The sequence below is a fragment of the Streptomyces sp. UC4497 genome (assembly GCF_054871485.1).
The window spans coordinates 25777-43913 of the sequence record NZ_JBTYHB010000031.1 but is presented as its reverse complement, the minus strand read 5'-3'; the positions used below and the strand labels follow the sequence as shown (position 1 = coordinate 43913).

Genomic DNA, 18137 nt, shown 5'->3' with positions numbered 1-18137 from the left:
GCGGCGTTATCCCTTCACGGCGCCGGATGTGAGTCCTGTGGCCATCTTCTTCTGGATGAACATGAAGAAGACCACCACCGGCAGAGCGATCATCGTGGACGCGGCCATCAACGCGCCGTAGTCGGTGCCTCGTTCGGTCGTGAACGTCATCAGCCACACGTTGAGCGTGTACTTCGAGTCCTCGTTCATCAGGATGTACGCGAACAGGTACTCGTTCCACGCGTTGACGAGGGCGAAGATCGAGGAGGCGGCGAGGCCGGGGGCGAGCAGCGGGAAGACGACGCGGCGGAACGCGCCCATCCGCGTACAGCCGTCGACCATCGCCGACTCCTCCAGCTCCACGGGGATGTTGACCACGAAGCCGCGGATCATCACCGTGGCGAAGGGCAGCGTGGAGACGAGATAGACGACGATGACGCCCCAGTACTCGTTCAGTCCGCCCATCGCGTTGAGCTGGGTGTAGATGGGGATGAGCATCGCGGTCGGCGGCAGCATCTGGACCAGGATCATCGCCATGAGGAGCGCGCGCCGGCCGGTGAAGCGGAACCGTCCGATGGCGAGGGCCGCGAGGGTCGCGATGACCATGCCGCCGACGACGGCCGTGATCGAGATGATGAGGCTGGACTGGATCGCGGTGCCGAAGTTCGGCTGCTTCACGGCGCGGGCGAAGTTGTCGAAGGTGATCGACGAGGGCCACAGCGTCTGGTCGTAGGAGCGGATCTCGTGGTTGGGGCGCAGCGCCGAGACGATGAGCCAGTAGACCGGGAAGGCCATCACGACGGCGATGACGAGCCCGAGCACGTTGTAGCCGAGCCTGGTCTTCTTGCGGTCGGGACGCAGCCCCTCGGTGGTCGCGGGGCGCAGCCCCTCCTTGACCGGTGCGGTGGAGGCGCTCATTCGACCTCTCCTGTCTTCATGAGCTGGCGCAGGTAGTACACGGCCACGCCGGACAGCATCAGTACGGTGATCAGCGCGATGGCGGTGCCCTGGCTGAAGGACGTCGACGTGAACGCCTTGGAAAAGGAGTAGAGACCGAGGGTCTCGTAGTCCGGTTCGGGCTTGTTGCCGCGCAGCAGCCAGATCTGCCCGAAGACGTTGAAGTCCCAGATCACCGAGAGCGTGGTGACCATGACGAAGACGGGCTTGATGACCGGCCAGGTGACGAAGCGGAAGACGCCGAGGGCGCTCGCGCCGTCGAGCTGTGCGGCCTCCGTCAGCTCCGCGGGGACCTGGGTGAGGGCCGCGTACAAGGTGATCACAACGAACGGGATGGCGCCCCAGATGACGAGCAGCGCGATGATCGAGAAGCCCTGGAGCGGGTCGAGGAACCAGTTGTGGCCGAGGAAGTCCTCGCCGGCGACCTTGGCGATGAGCGTGTTGACCAGGCCGTAGTCGGAGTCGGCGAGCCAGCGGAAGATCGAGGAGGCGACGAGCAGCGGCATCGACCAGGCGGCGATCAGGGCCGTGGTGAGCGTGAGCCGCACCCAGGTCGACAGGCGCATCATCAGCAGGGAGATCAGCAGGCCGATCGCCATGGTGAGCGCGACGCAGACCACCATGAAGACCACCGTGCGGACGGTGACCTGCCAGAACTCCGCGTCGCCGAGGATGTTGGTGAACTGGTCGAAGCCGACCCACGGCGGGCTCTCGCCCGTCCACAGCTCGCGGCGCCCCATGTCCTGGAAGGACATGATCACGGTCTTGACCAGGGGGTACGCATAGACGGCAGCCAGCGCGACGATCGCCGGCAGGATCAGGAGGTAAGGGAGCGACGCCCCCTTCTTCCGCGGGGGGCGGCCGGTGCCGCGGGGACCCTTGATGCCCTTGGTGAGCACGTCCCCTTCCGGAGCGTCCGCCGTGCGGGGCGGCGGCCCGGCGGCCTTGGTGTCGGCGGCAGTCACGTGGCTGACCTTTCTCGTTCTCAGCGAAAGAGGAGAGGAGGGGGAACGGCGGAGCCGAACGGTGTCGGCCCCGCCCCTCGCTCCGGAGCCCGAGGGCTCAGGACTCCTTGTTGATCAGCTCGTCGATCTTGGCGTCGGCCGCCTTGGTGGCCGTGGCGACGGACTTGCCCTTGAGGATGTCGAGAAGCATGTTCTTCAGGACCTCCTCCTTCTCGATCGCGGTCCAGCCCGGGGCGATCGGCGTGAACCAGGCGCTCTCCACCGCGTTCGCCGCGGCTTCGGTCTCCGCCTTCTCCTTCAGCGGCTGCAGCTGCTTGGTGTTGCTCGGCAGCACGTTCTTGGCGGTGAGGACCTCCTGGGACTTCTCGCTCGTGAACATGGAGATCCAGTCCTCGGCGAGGTCCGCGTTCTTCGACTTCTGCGTGACGGCGAGGTCGGAGCCGCCGACGAAGGACGGCAGGGTCTTGCCGTTCGGGCCGGGCATGGAGGCGACGGCGATCTTGTCCTTGAGCTTCGGGTTGCCGTTGGCCTTGCCGTCGACGACGGAGCCGGCCTCCCAGCCGTTGCCGTACAGGACGCCGGCCTTCTCGTTGGCCATCACGTTGGCGTGGTCCTGCTCGTCCTTGGTGATGTCGCCCTTGTTGTACTTCTTCACCAGGTCGATGAAGTGCTGGATGCCTTCCTGCGACTTGGCGTCGGAGAGGGTGCCCTTCCACTTCTTGGTGGCGTCGTCGTACGAGGCGATGCTGCCGCCGTACGCCTGGACGTAGGACATGGCGGCGTACCAGTAGCGGCCCGGCAGGTACAGCGAGGAGAAGCGCTTGTCCTTCGCGCCCTGCTTCGCCGTCTCCTTGTCCATCGCCTTGAGGAACGCGGTCTCGTCGGTGGGCAGCTTGTCGGAGCCGGTGGCCGACTTCAGCAGGTCCTTGTTGTAGATGGCGACGCGCGCGCTGGAGTAGTACGGGACGCAGTACATCTTGCCCTCGAAGGAACAGGTGTCCTTGAGGCCCTTGATCCAGGAGTCGCTGTTGTCGTACTTCTTCGGGTCGATCTCGGCGAGCGCCCCGTTGAGGATGTACTGCATGGTCTCGGTGTTGCCGAGCTCGACGACGTCCGGGAACTTGTCGCCGCCCAGGGCGGTGTCGAGCTTCTTGGCCTTGTCCGCCCACTGCTGGTACGAGACGTTGACCTTGACCTTCGGGTACTTCTTCTTGAACTGCGCGTTGACGTCCTTGACCAGGCCGGGCCAGGTGCTCTGCGCGTCGACCATCAGCCAGACCGTGACGTCTCCGGTGCGGTCCTTCGGGTCCTTGCCGGCATTGCTGCCACCGTCGCCCCCACAGGCCGCGACCGCGGACATCATGGCCGCGACGCCTACGGCCGCTATGAGCTTGCGCTTCATGTCACCCTCCTCAGGGATGCCTGCAACCCCCCACCCACAGCGATGACATACGGCAAGCACACGTCTGCGTACGCGGATCCGGCTGATGGGACTGGGACCTGATCTTTAATGGTGTAGACCAGTACGGGGAGCTTGGCCCAGACCAATAGGGCTGTCAAGAGTGGCCGAGAGAGGTCCTCGCGTCCGTTATCGGAACGACACCCGGGCCGCATACGCCAAGCAGGGCAAGGGTGTTGACCACCTCTGGGCACCCCCGGCGGGTGGACTAGACCAGACGGCCACCGGGCGGTATAAGGAGGGGTCACGGAGTCGCGTGGGCACCGGAGCCGGGAAGGCGGAGCATGAGCACCGACGTCAGCAGTGCGGAGAACGAGAGCGGGGCGCCCGTCCGCACCGCACGCGTGCCCAAGTACTACCGCCTCAAGAAGCACCTGCTCGACATGACGGAGACGATGCCGCCCGGCACCCCCGTCCCACCCGAGCGCACACTCGCCTCCGAGTTCGACACCTCCCGCACCACCGTCCGCCAGGCGCTCCAGGAGCTCGTCGTCGAGGGCCGCCTCGAACGGATCCAGGGCAAGGGCACCTTCGTCGCCAAGCCCAAGGTCTCCCAGGCGCTCCAACTCACCTCGTACACCGAGGACATGAGGGCCCAGGGCCTGGAGCCGACCTCGCAGCTGCTCGACATCGGCTACGTCACCGCCGACGAGACCCTCGCGCAGCTCCTCGACATCGCCGCCGGCGGCCGCGTCCTGCGCATCGAGCGCCTCCGCCTCGCGAGCGGCGAGCCGATGGCCATCGAGACCACGCACCTGTCGGCGAAGCGCTTCCCCGCGCTGCGCCGCAGCCTCGCCAAGTACACGTCCCTCTACACGGCGCTCGCCGAGGTCTACGACGTGCACCTCGCCGAGGCCGAGGAGACCATCGAGACCTCGCTCGCGACACCGCGCGAGGCGGGCCTGCTCGGCACGGACGTCGGCCTGCCGATGCTGATGCTCTCCCGCCACTCGATCGACGGTTCGGGACAGCCGGTGGAGTGGGTGCGCTCGGTGTACCGGGGCGACCGCTACAAGTTCGTGGCGCGGCTCAAGCGGCCGGCGGATTAGGGGTTCGGCTGGGGGTCCGGGGGTTACCCCCCGGGAGAATGCAGCGTCGCGCGGCTCAAGCGGCCCACCGACCGACCCCCGAAAGAGCCCCAACTCCCGCCCCGGATAACGGAGTAGACGCTTTCCCGCACGCGGTGTAGCGCAGATCACATTTCTGGCTTACGGTCCTCCCGTCGTCGCATGGACGGGGAGGACCCACCGGTGCGTACCGCTTCTCCTAAGACCGTGATCCTGTGGACCGTCGTCGCCCTCGTGGGCGCGGCCGGCTGGTCCGTACTAGCGCTCTCCCGCGGCGAGGAGATCTCCGCCGCGTGGATGGTGGCCGCCGCCCTCGGGACGTACGCCATCGCCTACCGCTTCTACGCGAAGTTCATCGCGAACAAGGTGCTGAAGGTCGACGGGAAACGGGCCACGCCCGCCGAGCGGCTCAACAACGGCATGGACTTCCACCCCACCGACCGGCGCGTGCTGCTCGGGCACCACTTCGCGGCCATCGCGGGGGCGGGACCGCTGGTCGGCCCCGTGCTCGCGGCGCAGATGGGGTATCTGCCGGGCACCATCTGGATCATCGTCGGCGTGATCTTCGCGGGCGCCGTGCAGGACATGGTCGTGCTGTTCTTCTCGACGCGGCGCGACGGGCGTTCGCTCGGGCAGATGGCGCGCGAGGAGATCGGCCTGGTCGGTGGGGCCGCCGCCCTGGTCGCCGCCTTCGCCATCATGATCATCCTGCTCGGGGTGCTCGCCCTGGTCGTGGTGAACGCGCTCGCCGAGTCGCCGTGGGGCACCTTCTCCATCGCGATGACCATCCCGATCGCGCTCCTCATGGGCTTCTATCTGCGGGTACTGCGCCCCGGACGGGTGTCCGAGGTGTCGCTCATCGGGGTCGCGCTGCTGCTGATCGCGCTCATCGCGGGCCGCTGGGTCGCCGAGTCCTCGTGGGCCGACACCTTCACGCTCGCACCCGCGACGCTCGTGATCTGGATGGTGATCTACGGGTTCGTCGCCTCGGTCCTGCCGGTGTGGATGCTGCTCGCGCCGCGCGACTACCTGTCGACGTTCATGAAGCTCGGCACCATCGCGCTGCTCGCCATCGGCGTCGTGGTCGCGCTGCCGACGCTGAAGATGGACCCGGTCACCGAGTTCGCCTCGCGCGGCGACGGACCGGTCTTCGCGGGCTCGCTCTTTCCCTTCGTCTTCATCACCATCGCGTGCGGCGCGCTCTCCGGCTTCCACGCGCTGATCTCCTCCGGCACGACGCCGAAGATGATCCAGAAGGAGACGCAGGTCCGGATGATCGGCTACGGCTCCATGCTGATGGAGTCGTCCGTGGCCGTGATGGCGCTCGTCGCCGCGAGCATCATCGACCCCGGGCTCTACTTCGCGATGAACGCACCCGCCGGAGTCATCGGCGACAGCGTGCAGTCCGCGTCGCAGGCCGTCGCGGGCTTCGGATACTCGATCTCGCCGGCGGAGCTCGCGCAGGCCGCGAAGAACGTCGAGGAGTCGAGCCTGCTGTCCCGTACGGGCGGTGCGCCGACGCTCGCCGTCGGCGTCTCGGAGATCTTCTCGCAGGTGACCGGGGGCGGACTGCGCGCCTTCTGGTACCACTTCGCGATCATGTTCGAGGCGCTGTTCATCCTGACCGCGCTCGACGCGGGCACGCGCGTGGGCCGCTTCATGCTCCAGGACATGCTCGGCAACGTCTACAAGCCGTTCAAGAACATCAGTTGGAAGCCGGGTCTGCTGATCACCAGCGCCGTCGTCGTCGGCCTGTGGGGCTACTTCCTGTGGGTCGGCGTGCACGAGCCGCTCGGCGGGATCAACCAGCTCTTCCCGATCTTCGGCATCTCCAACCAGCTGCTCGCCGCGGTCGCCCTCGCCGTCTGCACGACGCTGCTCGTGAAGTCGGGACGGCTCAAGTGGGCCTGGATCACCGGGGTTCCGCTGGTCTGGGACACCGTCGTGACGCTGACCGCCAGCTGGCAGAAGGTGTTCTCGTCCGACCCGCGCGTCGGCTTCTTCCAGCAGCGCTCGAACTACCAGGACGCCATCGACGCCGGAAAGATCCTGCCGCCCGCCAAGACCATGGACGACATGCACACCGTCGTCACCAACTCCACGGTGGACGGCGTCCTTTCGGCCGCGCTCGCCCTCCTCATCATCGTGGTGGTCCTCGACGCGCTGCGGGTATGCGTCAAGCACGTACGGAACCCGCAGTCGTCCAAGCTGAGCGAGGCGCCGTACGTCGAGTCCACGCTGGTGGCACCGGCCGGGCTCGTCCCGACACAGGAGGAGAAGGCGGAGGCGCGCGATGCCGGCGTCGGCAGTTCTACGGGTGGCTAGGTATGTGCGGTGGTTCGTCCGCGAGTTGACGGACGAGAGCGCGTACGAGCGGTACGTGACGCACCTCGGGGAGACCCACCCGGGTGCGTCCGTGCCGTCCCGGCGCGAGTTCGAGCGCATGCGGACGGACCGCCAGGAATCGGATCCGCGGCAGGGTTTCCGCTGCTGCTGAGGCGGCCTGTGAACGATTCCGTTATCCGGACAGGGGTTCCATAGATCAAGACTCTCGCTTAGATTTCCCGCACGTTAAGCATGAGATAAGTGGGATCTCTGATGTGCGAGGGGAACGGAACCGCGAATGTCCGATGCGCCTGAAGTGAAACAACCGGTGGTCACGCCGGTGCGCGTGATCATTGCACTGTGTCTGGTCGCACCGTTCGTCGCGATGCTCTGGGTCAGCTCCTACGCCAAGATCGAACCGACGCTCATCGGCGTCCCGTTCTTCTACTGGTACCAGATGCTCTGGGTGCTCATCTCGACCGCGCTCACGATGATCGCGTACAAGCTGTGGCAGCGCGATCAGCGTGCCCGTAAGTCTGCTCAGTCGGCTGGAGGCCAGGCGTGAACGGCGGCGTCAACGGTGTCGCGCTCACCGTCTTCATCTTCTTCTTCGTGGCCGTCACGGTCATGGGCTTCCTCGCCGCGCGCTGGCGGAAGGCCGAGAACGAGGCCTCGCTCGACGAATGGGGCCTTGGCGGCCGCTCGTTCGGCACCTGGGTCACCTGGTTCCTGCTCGGCGGCGACCTCTACACGGCGTACACCTTCGTCGCCGTCCCCGCGGCGATCTACGCGGCCGGCGCCTCCGGCTTCTTCGCCGTGCCGTACACGATCCTCGTGTACCCGCTGATCTTCACCTTCCTGCCGCGCCTGTGGTCGGTCTCGCACAAGCACGGGTACGTGACGACCTCGGACTTCGTGCGCGGACGCTTCGGCTCGAAGGGCCTCTCGCTCGCGGTCGCGATCACCGGCATCCTCGCCACGATGCCGTACATCGCGCTCCAACTGGTCGGCATCCAGGCGGTCCTCGACGTCATGGGCGTCGGCGGCGGCGAGAACACCAACTGGTTCATCAAGGACCTGCCGCTGCTGCTCGCCTTCGGCGTGCTCGCCGCGTACACGTACTCCTCGGGCCTGCGGGCGCCCGCGCTGATCGCGTTCGTCAAGGACGGCCTGATCTACATCGTGATCGCGGTCGCCATCATCTACATCCCGATCAAGCTCGGCGGGTTCGAGCACATCTTCTCGGCGGCGAACGACAAGTTCGACGCGGCCAACGAAGCCGCCGGCAAACCGGTCGCCGGGCTCGCACCGGGCTCCTCGGGTACGTGGACGTACGCGACGCTCGCGCTCGGTTCGGCCCTGGCGCTGTTCATGTACCCGCACTCGATCACGGCGACGCTCTCCTCCAAGAGCCGCAACGTGATCCGCCGCAACACCACGATCCTGCCGCTGTACTCGCTGATGCTGGGCCTGCTCGGGCTGCTCGGGTTCATGGCGATCGCGGCCGGGATCAAGGTGCAGAACGGGCAGTTGGCCATTCCGCAGCTGTTCGAGAACATGTTCCCGGACTGGTTCACGGGCGTCGCGTTCGCCGCCATCGGCATCGGCGCGCTGGTCCCCGCGGCCATCATGTCCATCGCCGCGGCGAACCTGTTCACGCGCAACATCTACAAGGACTTCATCAAGCCGGACGCGACGCCCGCGCAGGAGACCAAGGTCTCCAAGCTGGTCTCGCTGCTCGTGAAGGTGGGCGCGCTGGCCTTCGTCCTCACCATGGACAAGACCGTCGCGATCAACTTCCAGCTGCTCGGCGGCATCTGGATCCTCCAGACGATGCCGGCGCTGGTCGGCGGCCTGTTCACGCGCTGGTTCCACCGGTGGGCGCTGCTCGCCGGCTGGGCGGTCGGCATGCTGTACGGCACGCTCGCCGCGTACGGCGTCGCGTCGCCGACGCAGGCGCACTTCGGCGGCTCGTCGGCGGAGATCCCCGGCATCGGTGAGATCGGCTACATCGGCCTCACGGCGTTCGTCCTGAACGTCGTCGTGACCGTCGTCGGAACCTTCGTCCTGAAGGCGTTCAAGGCCCCGGACGGCGTCGACGAGACGTCCCGCGAGGACTACACGGCCGACGCGGGCGACAAGGGCGTCCAGGTCGACCTGCCGACGGTCGGCGCGGGCGCCGGTCACTAGGCACGCACATCCGAACGCGTCGGGCCCCTCCACCACGGAGGGGCCCGACGCATTTTCCGGAAAGCGTTGCGACCACGGCATACGGTCGCGTAACCATGGCGTCGTGATCAGAACTGTGCGCCCCGATGAGTACGCCGCGCTCGGCGAGTTGAGTGCCCGCGCCTACCTGGGCAGTGGCCTCCTCGCGTTCGGCGAGGACGACTGGTACGCCGCCGAACTGCGCGATGTCGAGAAACGCGCGCGGCAGGCCGAGGTGCTCGTCGCCGAGGGCCCGGACGGCCGGGTCGTCGGCAGCGTCACCTACGTCCCCTCGCACGACCACGCCTACGCGGAGATCGCCCGCCCCTCCGAGGCCGAGTTCCGGATGCTGGCCGTGGACGTCGAGGCACGCGGGAAGGGCGTCGGCGAGGCGCTCGTGCGGGCCGTGATCGACCGGGCCCGCGCGGCCGGCAAGTCGGCGGTGGTGCTGTGCACCCAGCCGCTCGCGACCGCCTCGCACCGCCTCTACGAGCGCCTCGGCTTCACCCGGATCCCGGACCGCGACTGGTCCCCGATCCCGGAAGTGCTGCTGCGGGCGTACGAGTTGAGGCTGCCGGCCCAGGCGCCGACGGGCTGAGGACGCGGGCGCACCACGGGAACGCCGACACAACATATGGGGCTGACACGGAAGCCCGACACAACATGTATGCTCGCTCTCGCTGTCACCACAGGGGAATCCGGTGCGAATCCGGAACTGTCCCGCAACGGTGTACGTAGGCGTACAAAAACGCCCGCGTGAGTCCGATGACCTGTCGACGGCACGCCCGAGCCGACCGGCCCGGGCGTCGACGACGTCCGGGCCTCGCGGAAAGGGCCGGTGGACGAGGGCCCGCCCGTGCGCGCCCGCGCTGCCACCTCCTCCCCGCAGGCCCCGAGCCGAGCGAGGGAGAGCCTCCACGTGACCATCGCGCCCGCCGAACCGGTCTCAGCCACCCCCCAGGACGGCCCGGGTGCCGCACTGCTGCGCACCCTGACCGAGCTGACCGCCGACCTCCCCGACGCCGATCCCGGCCGGATCGCGGCCGCCGCGCTGCGCGGCCGGTCGGCGCGGGCCGATGAGGCCGAGCTGCGCGATCTCGCCACCGAGGCCGCGGCCGGCCTGATCTCCGAGGACCCCGCCTACTCCCGGCTCGCCGCCCGACTGCTCACCCGCTCCATCGCCGCGGAGGCCGCCTCGCAGGGCGTCACGTCCTTCACGGAGTCGGTCGCGGTCGGCCACCGCGAGGGCCTGATCGCGGACCGCACCGCCGAGTTCGTACGGGTGCACGCGGCGCGCCTCGACGCGCTGATCGACCTCGCGGGCGACGACCGCTTCGGCTACTTCGGCCTGCGCACCCTGCACAGCCGCTACCTGCTGCGGCACCCGATCACCCGGCACGTGATCGAGACGCCGCAGCACTTCATGCTGCGCGTGGCCTGCGGTCTCGCCGAGGACGACAGCATCCGCGCGCTCGACGAAGTGGCCGCCCTGTACGGCCTGATGAGCCGCCTCGACTACCTGCCCTCCTCCCCCACGCTCTTCAACTCCGGCACCCGCCACCCCCAGATGTCGAGCTGCTACCTGCTCGACTCCCCGCTCGACGAGCTCGACTCGATCTACGACCGGTACCACCAGGTCGCCCGCCTCTCGAAGCACGCGGGCGGCATCGGCCTCTCGTTCTCCCGCATCCGCAGCCGCGGTTCGCTGATCCGCGGCACGAACGGGCACTCCAACGGCATCGTCCCGTTCCTGAAGACGCTGGATGCCTCGGTCGCCGCCGTGAACCAGGGAGGCCGCCGCAAGGGCGCCGCGGCGGTCTACCTGGAGACCTGGCACTCCGACATCGAGGAGTTCCTCGAGCTGCGCGACAACACCGGTGAGGACGCGCGCCGCACCCACAACCTGAACCTCGCGCACTGGATCCCCGACGAGTTCATGCGCCGGGTGAACGCGGACCAGCCGTGGTCACTGTTCTCACCGGCCGACGTGCCCGAGCTGGTCGACCTGTGGGGCGAGGAGTTCGACGCCGCGTACCGCAAGGCCGAGGCCGACGGGAAGGCCCAGCGGACCATCCCGGCCCGCGATCTGTACGGCCGCATGATGCGCACCCTCGCGCAGACCGGCAACGGCTGGCTGACCTTCAAGGACGCCGCCAACCGCACCGCCAACCAGACGGCGGAGCCCGGCCACACGGTCCACTCCTCCAACCTCTGCACGGAGATCCTGGAGGTGACGGACGACGGGGAGACGGCGGTCTGCAACCTGGGTTCGGTGAACCTGGGGTCGTTCGTCGTCGAGGGCGACATCGACTGGGAGCGCCTCGACGAGACGGTCCGCACGGCCGTCACCTTCCTCGACCGCGTCGTCGACATCAACTTCTACCCGACCGACCAGGCGGGCCGCTCCAACTCCCGCTGGCGCCCGGTGGGCCTGGGCGCGATGGGCCTCCAGGACGTCTTCTTCAAGCTGCGCCTGCCGTTCGACTCGGCGGAGGCCCGCGCCCTGTCCACCCGCATCTCCGAGCGCATCATGCTCGCGGCGTACGAGGCGTCGGCGGACCTGGCCGAGCGCAACGGCCCCCTTCCCGCCTGGGAGAAGACCCGTACGGCCCGCGGCGTGCTGCACCCCGACCACTACGGCGTGGAGCTGACGTGGCCGGAGCGCTGGGCGGCGCTGCGCGAACGCATCGCGTCGGTCGGCATGCGCAACTCCCTCCTCCTCGCCATCGCGCCCACGGCCACGATCGCCTCGATCGCCGGCGTCTACGAGTGCATCGAGCCGCAGGTCTCCAACCTCTTCAAGCGGGAGACCCTGTCGGGCGAGTTCCTCCAGATCAACGGGTACCTGATCGACGAGCTGAAGAAGCTCGGCGTGTGGGACGCGCAGACCCGTGAGGCGCTGCGCGAGTCCAACGGCTCGGTGCAGGGCTTCACTTGGATCCCGGACGACGTCCGCGCCCTGTACCGCACGGCGTGGGAGATCCCGCAGCGCGGCCTCATCGACATGGCGGCGGCGCGGACCCCGTTCCTCGACCAGGCCCAGTCCCTGAACCTCTTCATGGAGACGCCGACCATCGGCAAGCTCTCCTCGATGTACGCGTACGCCTGGAAGTCGGGCCTGAAGACGACGTACTACCTGCGCTCGCGCCCGGCGACGCGCATCGCGCGGGCGGCGGGCAACAGCACCGTCCCCGCACAGACCGCGACGCCCGACCCCGACGCGGTCGCCTGCTCCCTGGAAAACCCCGAGTCCTGCGAGGCCTGCCAGTAATGACCACGACCCCTTCGGAAAAGAACCTGCTCGACCCGGGCTTCGAACTGACCCTGCGCCCCATGCGCTACCCGGACTTCTACGAGCGCTACCGCGACGCCATCAAGAACACGTGGACGGTGGAGGAGGTCGACCTCCACTCGGACGTCGCCGACCTCGCGAAGCTGTCGCCGGGTGAGCAGCACATGATCGGCCGGCTGGTCGCGTTCTTCGCGACGGGTGACTCGATCGTCGCGAACAACCTGGTGCTCACGCTCTACAAGCACATCAACTCCCCCGAGGCGCGCCTCTACCTCTCGCGTCAGCTGTTCGAGGAGGCCGTGCACGTCCAGTTCTACTTGACGCTGCTCGACACGTACCTCCCCGACCCGGAGGACCGGACGGCGGCGTTCGCGGCCGTGGAGAACATCCCGTCCATCCGCGAGAAGGCGGAGTTCTGCTTCAAGTGGATGGACTCGGTCGAGGAGATGGACCGCCTGGAGTCCCAGGCGGACCGCCGCCGCTTCCTCCTCAACCTCATCTGCTTCGCCGCGTGCATCGAGGGCCTCTTCTTCTACGGTGCCTTCGCCTACGTCTACTGGTTCCGCTCGCGCGGCCTGCTGCACGGCCTCGCCACCGGCACCAACTGGGTGTTCCGCGACGAGACGATGCACATGAGCTTCGCCTTCGACGTGGTCGACACGGTCCGCAAGGAGGAGCCGGAGCTCTTCGACGACGCGCTTCAGCAGCAGGTCACCGACATGCTGCGGGAGGCGGTCGACGCGGAGCTGCAGTTCGGGCGCGACCTGTGCGGCGAGGGCCTGCCGGGCATGAACACGGACTCCATGCGCCAGTACCTGGAGTGCGTCGCCGACCAGCGCCTGCAGCGCCTCGGTTTCGCGCCGATCTACGGCTCGGAGAACCCGTTCTCGTTCATGGAGCTCCAGGGCGTCCAGGAACTGACCAACTTCTTCGAGCGCCGGCCTTCGGCGTACCAGGTCGCGGTCGAGGGCTCGGTCGGCTTCGACGAGGACTTCTGACGGGTCCAGCCGCATGACGGAGCAGGCCCCCTGACGGGTTCGGTTCCAACGGGGCGGTGGGCGACGCTAATTGAGATGCGTCGCCCGCCGCCCCTTCGTCAGACTTTCGGGGCATGACAGCACCCCAGGTCGCAGACGAGGTCCTCACCTACTACTCCACCCAGTTCGACGAGCACGCACGGCTCGGCTCCTCCGCCGCCGGCGTGCTCGAACTCGTACGTACGCAAGAGCTGTTGAGACGTCATCTGCCCGCCGCCCCGGCCTCCGTGCTCGACGTGGGTGGCGGGCCGGGTGCGCACGCGCGGTGGCTGGTCGGGGACGGGTATCGCGTGCATCTCGTCGACCCCGTGGAGCGGCACGTGCGGGAGGCGACGGGCGCCGGGTGCACGGTCGAGCTGGGCGACGCCCGCTCACTGAGCGCGCCGGACTCCTCGTACGACGTGGTGCTGCTGCTCGGGCCGCTGTACCACCTGACCGAACGGGCCGACAGGGAGCGGGTGTTGGGGGAGGCGCTGCGGGTCGTGCGGCCCGGTGGGCTCGTCGTGGCCGCCGGGATCCAGCGGTACGCGGCGCTGTTCGACCACGTCGCGCACGGGCGGCTGCATCTCGACGGGCGGGAGGAGCGGTCGGGGCGGGTCCTGGCGACCGGGAGGAACGAGGGGCGGGAGTTCACTTTTGCCTATTTCCACCGGGCCGAGGAGCTGGCGGCGGAGGTGCGGCGTGCTGGGTTCGACGGCACCCGGTTGTACGGGGTGGAGGGGCCCGGTGACGCTCTCCTGAAGGCCGCGGAGACCGCCACCGGCCGCCAAGTGCCGCGCGATTCGGAGCTGTTCGCGTCGGCTCTGGCGGCGGCCCGGGTGGCCGAGGGGCATCCGGGCCTGCTCGTCGCGAGCTCGCATCTGCTGGCCTTCGGGCGGCGGCCGGGTCAGGCCGCGCGCTCGTAGCGGGAGTGGTGCTCCTCGGCGTTCCGCGCGGCGGCGGCGCGGAGCTGACGGTCGATGCGGCGGTCGTGGGCCATGCCGTACAGGGACGGGGCGGCCAGGAGGAGGAAGACGAAGAGGACTGCGAAGTAGTTCATCGCTGTGTTCATGTCCTCCACTCTCCGCCCGTCGGCGGCCCCGCGGCAGTGGCAGGACCGTCAGCAACCCTCGAATTACTGCCACGTCTGCGGCACACTGTCAGGCATGCTGAAAAACGTGGCCGCCGTGCTGCTGGACGGCGTGCATCCCTTTGAACTCGGCGTCGTGTGCGAGGTGTTCGGCCTCGACCGGAGCGACGCCGGGCTGCCCGTGTACGACTTCGCGGCCGTCTCCACCGAGGGCCCCTCACTCACCACGCACGTGCCCGGCATGACGGTCTCCACCCCGCACGGCCTCGAACGGCTCGCGGAGGCCGACCTCATCGCGATCCCCTCGGCGGGGCGGCGGTTCGGCCAGTACCCGCCGGAACTGCTCGACGCGCTGCGGCAGGCGGTCGACCGGGGCGCGCGCGTGCTCAGCCTCTGCGCGGGGGTGTTCGTCCTCGGCGAGGCCGGGCTGCTCGACGGCCGCCGGTGCGCGGTCCACTGGCGGTACGCGCGCGAGCTCGCCGTCCGCTTCCCGCGCACCCGCGTCGACCCCGATGTGCTGTACGTCGACGAGGGCCCGGTCATCACCTCCGCCGGCACGGCCGCGGGCATCGACGCCTGCCTCCACATCGTCCGCAAGGAGCACGGCTCCGAGGTGGCCAACGCGATCGCCCGCCGCATGGTCGTCCCGCCGCACCGCGACGGCGGCCAGGCCCAGTACGTGGAGCGCCCGCTGCCGGCGACGCGCTGCGACACCGTGGGCGGGGTGCTGGCGTGGATGGAGCGGCATCTGGGAGAGCCGGTGACCGTTGAGGAGCTGGCGGCGCGGGCGCACATGTCGCCGCGCACGTTCGCGCGCCGCTTCCAGCAGGAGACCGGCACGACGCCGTACCGCTGGCTTCTGCGCCAACGCGTCCTGTTCGCCCAGGAGTTGCTGGAAGGCACGGACGAGACGGTGGACGCGATCGCCGCGCGCGCCGGGTTCGGCAACGCGGCGGCGATGCGCCATCAGTTCATGAAGGCGTTGGGGACGACCCCCAACGCCTTCAGAAGGACCTTCCGGGTGCGGCTCGCCTCCTAGCCGCGGGCGCGCACCCGCAGGTTCCCGTTCTTGGGGCCGATGGTGATCCCCAGCTTCGCCGTCGACTCCGTCTCGGGGACCGTCTCGAACCGCCACCGGGACACCAAGGTGCCCAGGATCAGGCTGAGTTCGACCATGCTGAAGTGGTCGCCCGGGCACTTGCGGTTGCCGGTGCCGAACGGCTGGTGCGCCACGTTCGCGACGTCCGTGACACGCTCCGGCAGCCAGCGATCGGGGTCAAAGACGTCCACGTCGTCGAACGAGCGCGGGTCGTGCTGCATCGCGTACGGGCTGTAGACGATGTCCGTACCGGCCGGAATGTGATACCCACCGAGCGTCGTATCGACCGCCGATATGCGCGTGAATATCCACACGCTGGGGCGAATGCGCATCGACTCGGTAAGGAGATTCCGCATATATGCGAGTTTCCCGAGGTCGCCGAAAGCCACCTGCCTGTCGCCACCGGTCGCGGATTCAACCTCTTGGTACAACCGGCTTTCATGGTCCGGGTGTTCGGCGAGGAGTCCGAGCGTCCAAGCCAGCGTCTTGGAGACATTCTCGCCGCCGGCCAACAGGAGGGCCAGAACCTGATCGTGGATCTCTTGGTCGGTGACCGCTTCACCGTCGTCGTCGTGCGCGTCGAGCAATGCCGCGAGAAGGTCTCCGGTGTCGATTCCCTCGGCCGCCTGGGCCCTTCGCTCGACGACGATCTCGTCGACCATGCGGTGCAATTCGGCCATCGCGCGCTCGAAACGCCGATTGGCCGGCAGGGGCAGCCGGTACAGCGGTCCGAAGGACAGGATCATCCGCCGGTACATGCCGGCGAAGACCGTGCCCATCGTCTCGCCGAGGCGGTCCGAGCGGTCGTCCTCCGCGTCGATGTGCAGCATGGCGCGGGCCGTGATCCGGGCCGCCACGCGGAACATCTCGGCGTTGATGTCGACGGTCTGCCCGTCCTGCCAGCGGTCGGCCGCGGCCGCCGCCTCCTCCGCCATCAGAGAGGCGTAGTCGGCCATCCGCTCGGCCCTGAACGCGGGCTGGATGGCGCGGCGCTGGCGCCGGTGCTTCTGCCCGTTGCTGCTCGCCACGCCCTCGCCGAGGAGCACCTCCAGGGCGTCCCACATCGCGCCGCCGATGATGAAGTCCGGGCTCTTGAGGAGCTTCTCGACCAGTACGGGGTCGCAGACCGCGAAGACCGTCTTGGGGCCGAGCCGCAGCCGGACCACGTCGCCGCCGTCCCGCAGCCGGGTCAGGAAGGCCAGCGGGTCGCGGAGCATCTGCGGGGCGTGGCCGAGCAGCGGCGCACCGCCGGGCGCGAGCGGCGGCAGCGACGCTCCCGCCTGGCCGGGCGCCGGGGGCGGCAGCGTGGATTCCACGGTCATGCGCACTCACCTGCCTGTTCGGGGATCCGGTCCGGGATCCGGTGGGGAGCCTGCCTCGGGATGCGGCCCGCGCCGGGCACGCCGTCGGCGCCGACCGGCTCGTCGCTGATGTACGGCGGGTTGCTGCGGTCCTCCCAGTCGTCGACCTGATAGCGGCCCGATTCATGGTGGAACCAGTAGACGGAACTGAACCAGTTCCGCATGTTCTCCAGACATGACCTCATGGCCACGGAGAGGTCTTTTCCTTTTTCTCCGAGCGTCTCGACGCCGTCCGCGATGTTCCCGACCTCGATTTCCGCCTCAAGGAAATCGTCGACACATCCGAGGACTCGGCGCCGCACTTCTGCGGCGGCCTCGGTGACGGAAAGCCCCTCGTGCTCGATGAGGCTTATCCCTAGGTTGTGGAATTCGTTTCCCGCGAGTTCCTTGGGGAGCGAACACAGGTCGTTGTACCAGGCGGAGAAATCCTGGACGGCAAGTGCCGCGCGCATGAACGCCGGCGTTTTACGCACCCACGCCGGGAGTTCGTACTGCGCCGTCGCCTCGAGCAGGTCTATCCAAATCCAGTGCGCGAAGGTCTGCCGGCGCAACTCTATGTACGCGTCGACGCCGGGCACCGTGCCCGTCGTCCGGTTCCTGAACTCCTCGTCGTACGCGTCGATCACCGGGTGGAAATGGCGGGCGAACCGCACGTTCCAGGTGTGGCTCAGCGAGCCGTAGAACCGCTGCAGGCAGTCGGCGAACCCCGCGACCAGCGGATCCCCATGGTCGAGATGGAGCTCGGGCGCCTCGGTCGCCGCGTGTAACTGGGCGACGAGCCGGCCCCAGCTCTCCGCGCGACCGTGGATCACGTCGCGGTCGTGCCGGTCGTCCCAGGCGAAGAACCACGCGCTGTAGTCGCTGATCGTCGCGAGCAGTTCATCGGGTGCGCCGAGGTAGTAGCCCGCGACGAGGTCCGAATAGCACAGACCGTCGGCATATTTCGCCACCTTGTCGGGCGGCATCAGCCCCATTTCCAGGAGCCAGGACCGGGTCCTTCCTTGGAGCTTCGGCCAATACGGGTGAAGTCGGCGAGGAAACCGACTCTCGATCACCGGAAGCGCCACAGCCGCCGGAACCGACGTATGTGAGAAAGCAGGCACGTAGTAACCCCTCTCTGTGGCCTGCAGCGCGCGCCCCTCCCGCTGTGCCGGTCGCGCGCCGTCGTGTAACCCCGCGCTTTCTATTCAGCACCATAACTGACCGCGATGGGAACGGATTTGCTCCCCTCACTACCCCACACTTCCTGATTCTTCACCTGCCATGACCGGATTCGGGCGATACGCGTCCGGGCCGGATACCCCTGTCCGCACATGCGA

The 18137-nt window shown here is 68.3% G+C and carries 16 protein-coding genes and 1 riboswitch; of the genes, 10 read left to right on the top strand and 6 right to left on the bottom strand.

Translation table 11 applies throughout. From position 1 onward, the window contains the following. Positions 1 to 6: 6 nt before the first annotated feature. The 3 genes from ACYSUO_RS31935 to ACYSUO_RS31925 all read right to left on the bottom strand — a co-directional run bounded on the left by ACYSUO_RS31935 (position 7) and on the right by ACYSUO_RS31925 (position 3303). On the bottom strand, positions 7 to 897 hold the full coding sequence (locus ACYSUO_RS31935) for a carbohydrate ABC transporter permease (RefSeq protein WP_327661650.1): 891 nt from the start codon (positions 895 to 897) through the stop codon (positions 7 to 9). Then, positions 894 to 1901: a carbohydrate ABC transporter permease gene (locus ACYSUO_RS31930; protein WP_461779694.1), complete on the bottom strand. Its 1008-nt coding sequence runs from the start codon at positions 1899 to 1901 to the stop codon at positions 894 to 896. Before ACYSUO_RS31930 ends, ACYSUO_RS31935 begins: the two co-directional genes overlap by 4 nt. Positions 1902 to 1998: 97 nt before the next feature. Beyond that, positions 1999 to 3303 carry an extracellular solute-binding protein gene (locus tag ACYSUO_RS31925; RefSeq protein ID WP_461779693.1) on the bottom strand — a complete coding sequence of 435 codons (1305 nt, stop codon included), beginning with the start codon at positions 3301 to 3303 and terminating at the stop codon, positions 1999 to 2001. Between the two features lie 341 nt (positions 3304 to 3644). Between ACYSUO_RS31925 and ACYSUO_RS31920 the strand changes: the two genes are divergently transcribed. The 9 genes from ACYSUO_RS31920 (at position 3645) to ACYSUO_RS31880 (ending at position 14194) form a co-directional block, all read left to right on the top strand. Further along, positions 3645 to 4409 carry a GntR family transcriptional regulator gene (locus ACYSUO_RS31920; protein WP_461779692.1) on the top strand — a complete coding sequence of 255 codons (765 nt, stop codon included), beginning with the start codon at positions 3645 to 3647 and terminating at the stop codon, positions 4407 to 4409. Between the two features lie 180 nt (positions 4410 to 4589). Further along, complete coding sequence (locus ACYSUO_RS31915) at positions 4590 to 6752, top strand: carbon starvation CstA family protein (RefSeq protein WP_461779691.1); 2163 nt, start codon at positions 4590 to 4592, stop codon at positions 6750 to 6752. After that, the gene (locus tag ACYSUO_RS31910; protein WP_426901133.1) at positions 6721 to 6924 is read left to right on the top strand and encodes a YbdD/YjiX family protein; all 204 of its coding nucleotides are present in this window, start codon (positions 6721 to 6723) and stop codon (positions 6922 to 6924) included. The genes ACYSUO_RS31915 and ACYSUO_RS31910 overlap by 32 nt, the downstream gene beginning before the upstream one ends. Positions 6925 to 7050: 126 nt before the next feature. Then, positions 7051 to 7317: a DUF3311 domain-containing protein gene (locus tag ACYSUO_RS31905; protein ID WP_461779690.1), complete on the top strand. Its 267-nt coding sequence runs from the start codon at positions 7051 to 7053 to the stop codon at positions 7315 to 7317. Beyond that, positions 7314 to 8942 carry a monocarboxylate uptake permease MctP gene (mctP, locus tag ACYSUO_RS31900; protein WP_461779689.1) on the top strand — a complete coding sequence of 543 codons (1629 nt, stop codon included), beginning with the start codon at positions 7314 to 7316 and terminating at the stop codon, positions 8940 to 8942. Before ACYSUO_RS31905 ends, mctP begins: the two co-directional genes overlap by 4 nt. A 103-nt stretch (positions 8943 to 9045) precedes the next feature. Then, entirely contained in the window at positions 9046 to 9558 is a 513-nt protein-coding gene (locus ACYSUO_RS31895; protein ID WP_461779688.1) for a GNAT family N-acetyltransferase, read from the top strand. A 63-nt stretch (positions 9559 to 9621) separates the two neighbouring features. After that, positions 9622 to 9752, top strand: a riboswitch (cobalamin riboswitch). Positions 9753 to 9879: 127 nt separating this feature from the next. Next, on the top strand, positions 9880 to 12231 hold the full coding sequence (locus ACYSUO_RS31890) for a ribonucleoside-diphosphate reductase subunit alpha (protein WP_461779687.1): 2352 nt from the start codon (positions 9880 to 9882) through the stop codon (positions 12229 to 12231). Beyond that, a complete protein-coding gene (locus ACYSUO_RS31885; RefSeq protein WP_461779686.1) occupies positions 12231 to 13250 on the top strand; it encodes a ribonucleotide-diphosphate reductase subunit beta in 1020 nt (339 codons plus the stop codon). Before ACYSUO_RS31890 ends, ACYSUO_RS31885 begins: the two co-directional genes overlap by 1 nt. Before the next feature lie 113 nt (positions 13251 to 13363). Next, positions 13364 to 14194, top strand: coding sequence for a class I SAM-dependent methyltransferase (locus ACYSUO_RS31880; RefSeq protein WP_461779685.1), 831 nt, complete (start codon positions 13364 to 13366; stop codon positions 14192 to 14194). On the opposite strand, the gene ACYSUO_RS31875 is transcribed toward ACYSUO_RS31880, so the two are convergent. After that, a complete protein-coding gene (locus tag ACYSUO_RS31875; RefSeq protein WP_426901145.1) occupies positions 14176 to 14340 on the bottom strand; it encodes a hypothetical protein in 165 nt (54 codons plus the stop codon). The genes ACYSUO_RS31880 and ACYSUO_RS31875 overlap by 19 nt on opposite strands. Positions 14341 to 14434: 94 nt before the next feature. Here ACYSUO_RS31875 and ACYSUO_RS31870 point away from each other — a divergent pair, with 94 nt between their 5' ends. Further along, positions 14435 to 15397, top strand: coding sequence for a GlxA family transcriptional regulator (locus ACYSUO_RS31870; protein WP_461779684.1), 963 nt, complete (start codon positions 14435 to 14437; stop codon positions 15395 to 15397). On the opposite strand, the gene ACYSUO_RS31865 is transcribed toward ACYSUO_RS31870, so the two are convergent. Together ACYSUO_RS31865 and ACYSUO_RS31860 are read right to left on the bottom strand one after the other, a co-directional pair. After that, on the bottom strand, positions 15394 to 16779 hold the full coding sequence (locus ACYSUO_RS31865; RefSeq protein WP_461779683.1) for a cytochrome P450: 1386 nt from the start codon (positions 16777 to 16779) through the stop codon (positions 15394 to 15396). The two genes, ACYSUO_RS31870 and ACYSUO_RS31865, sit on opposite strands and share 4 nt — an antisense overlap. Next, positions 16776 to 17921, bottom strand: a complete 1146-nt coding sequence (locus ACYSUO_RS31860) for a terpene synthase family protein (RefSeq protein WP_461779682.1) — start codon at positions 17919 to 17921, stop codon at positions 16776 to 16778. Before ACYSUO_RS31860 ends, ACYSUO_RS31865 begins: the two co-directional genes overlap by 4 nt. Positions 17922 to 18137: the final 216 nt, after the last annotated feature.

Bases quoted from the DNA above. Each gene is read 5' to 3' on its own strand.
- ACYSUO_RS31935 (WP_327661650.1), bottom strand. From the start codon at position 897: ATGAGCGCCTCCACCGCACCGGTCAAGGAGGGGCTGCGCCCCGCGACC.
- ACYSUO_RS31925 (WP_461779693.1), bottom strand. From the start codon at position 3,303: ATGAAGCGCAAGCTCATAGCGGCCGTAGGCGTCGCGGCCATGATGTCC.
- ACYSUO_RS31920 (WP_461779692.1), top strand. From the start codon at position 3,645: ATGAGCACCGACGTCAGCAGTGCGGAGAACGAGAGCGGGGCGCCCGTC.
- ACYSUO_RS31915 (WP_461779691.1), top strand. From the start codon at position 4,590: ATGGACGGGGAGGACCCACCGGTGCGTACCGCTTCTCCTAAGACCGTG.
- ACYSUO_RS31910 (WP_426901133.1), top strand. From the start codon at position 6,721: ATGCCGGCGTCGGCAGTTCTACGGGTGGCTAGGTATGTGCGGTGGTTC.
- ACYSUO_RS31905 (WP_461779690.1), top strand. From the start codon at position 7,051: ATGTCCGATGCGCCTGAAGTGAAACAACCGGTGGTCACGCCGGTGCGC.
- ACYSUO_RS31885 (WP_461779686.1), top strand. From the start codon at position 12,231: ATGACCACGACCCCTTCGGAAAAGAACCTGCTCGACCCGGGCTTCGAA.
- ACYSUO_RS31880 (WP_461779685.1), top strand. From the start codon at position 13,364: ATGACAGCACCCCAGGTCGCAGACGAGGTCCTCACCTACTACTCCACC.
- ACYSUO_RS31875 (WP_426901145.1), bottom strand. From the start codon at position 14,340: ATGAACACAGCGATGAACTACTTCGCAGTCCTCTTCGTCTTCCTCCTC.
- ACYSUO_RS31870 (WP_461779684.1), top strand. From the start codon at position 14,435: ATGCTGAAAAACGTGGCCGCCGTGCTGCTGGACGGCGTGCATCCCTTT.
- ACYSUO_RS31865 (WP_461779683.1), bottom strand. From the start codon at position 16,779: ATGACCGTGGAATCCACGCTGCCGCCCCCGGCGCCCGGCCAGGCGGGA.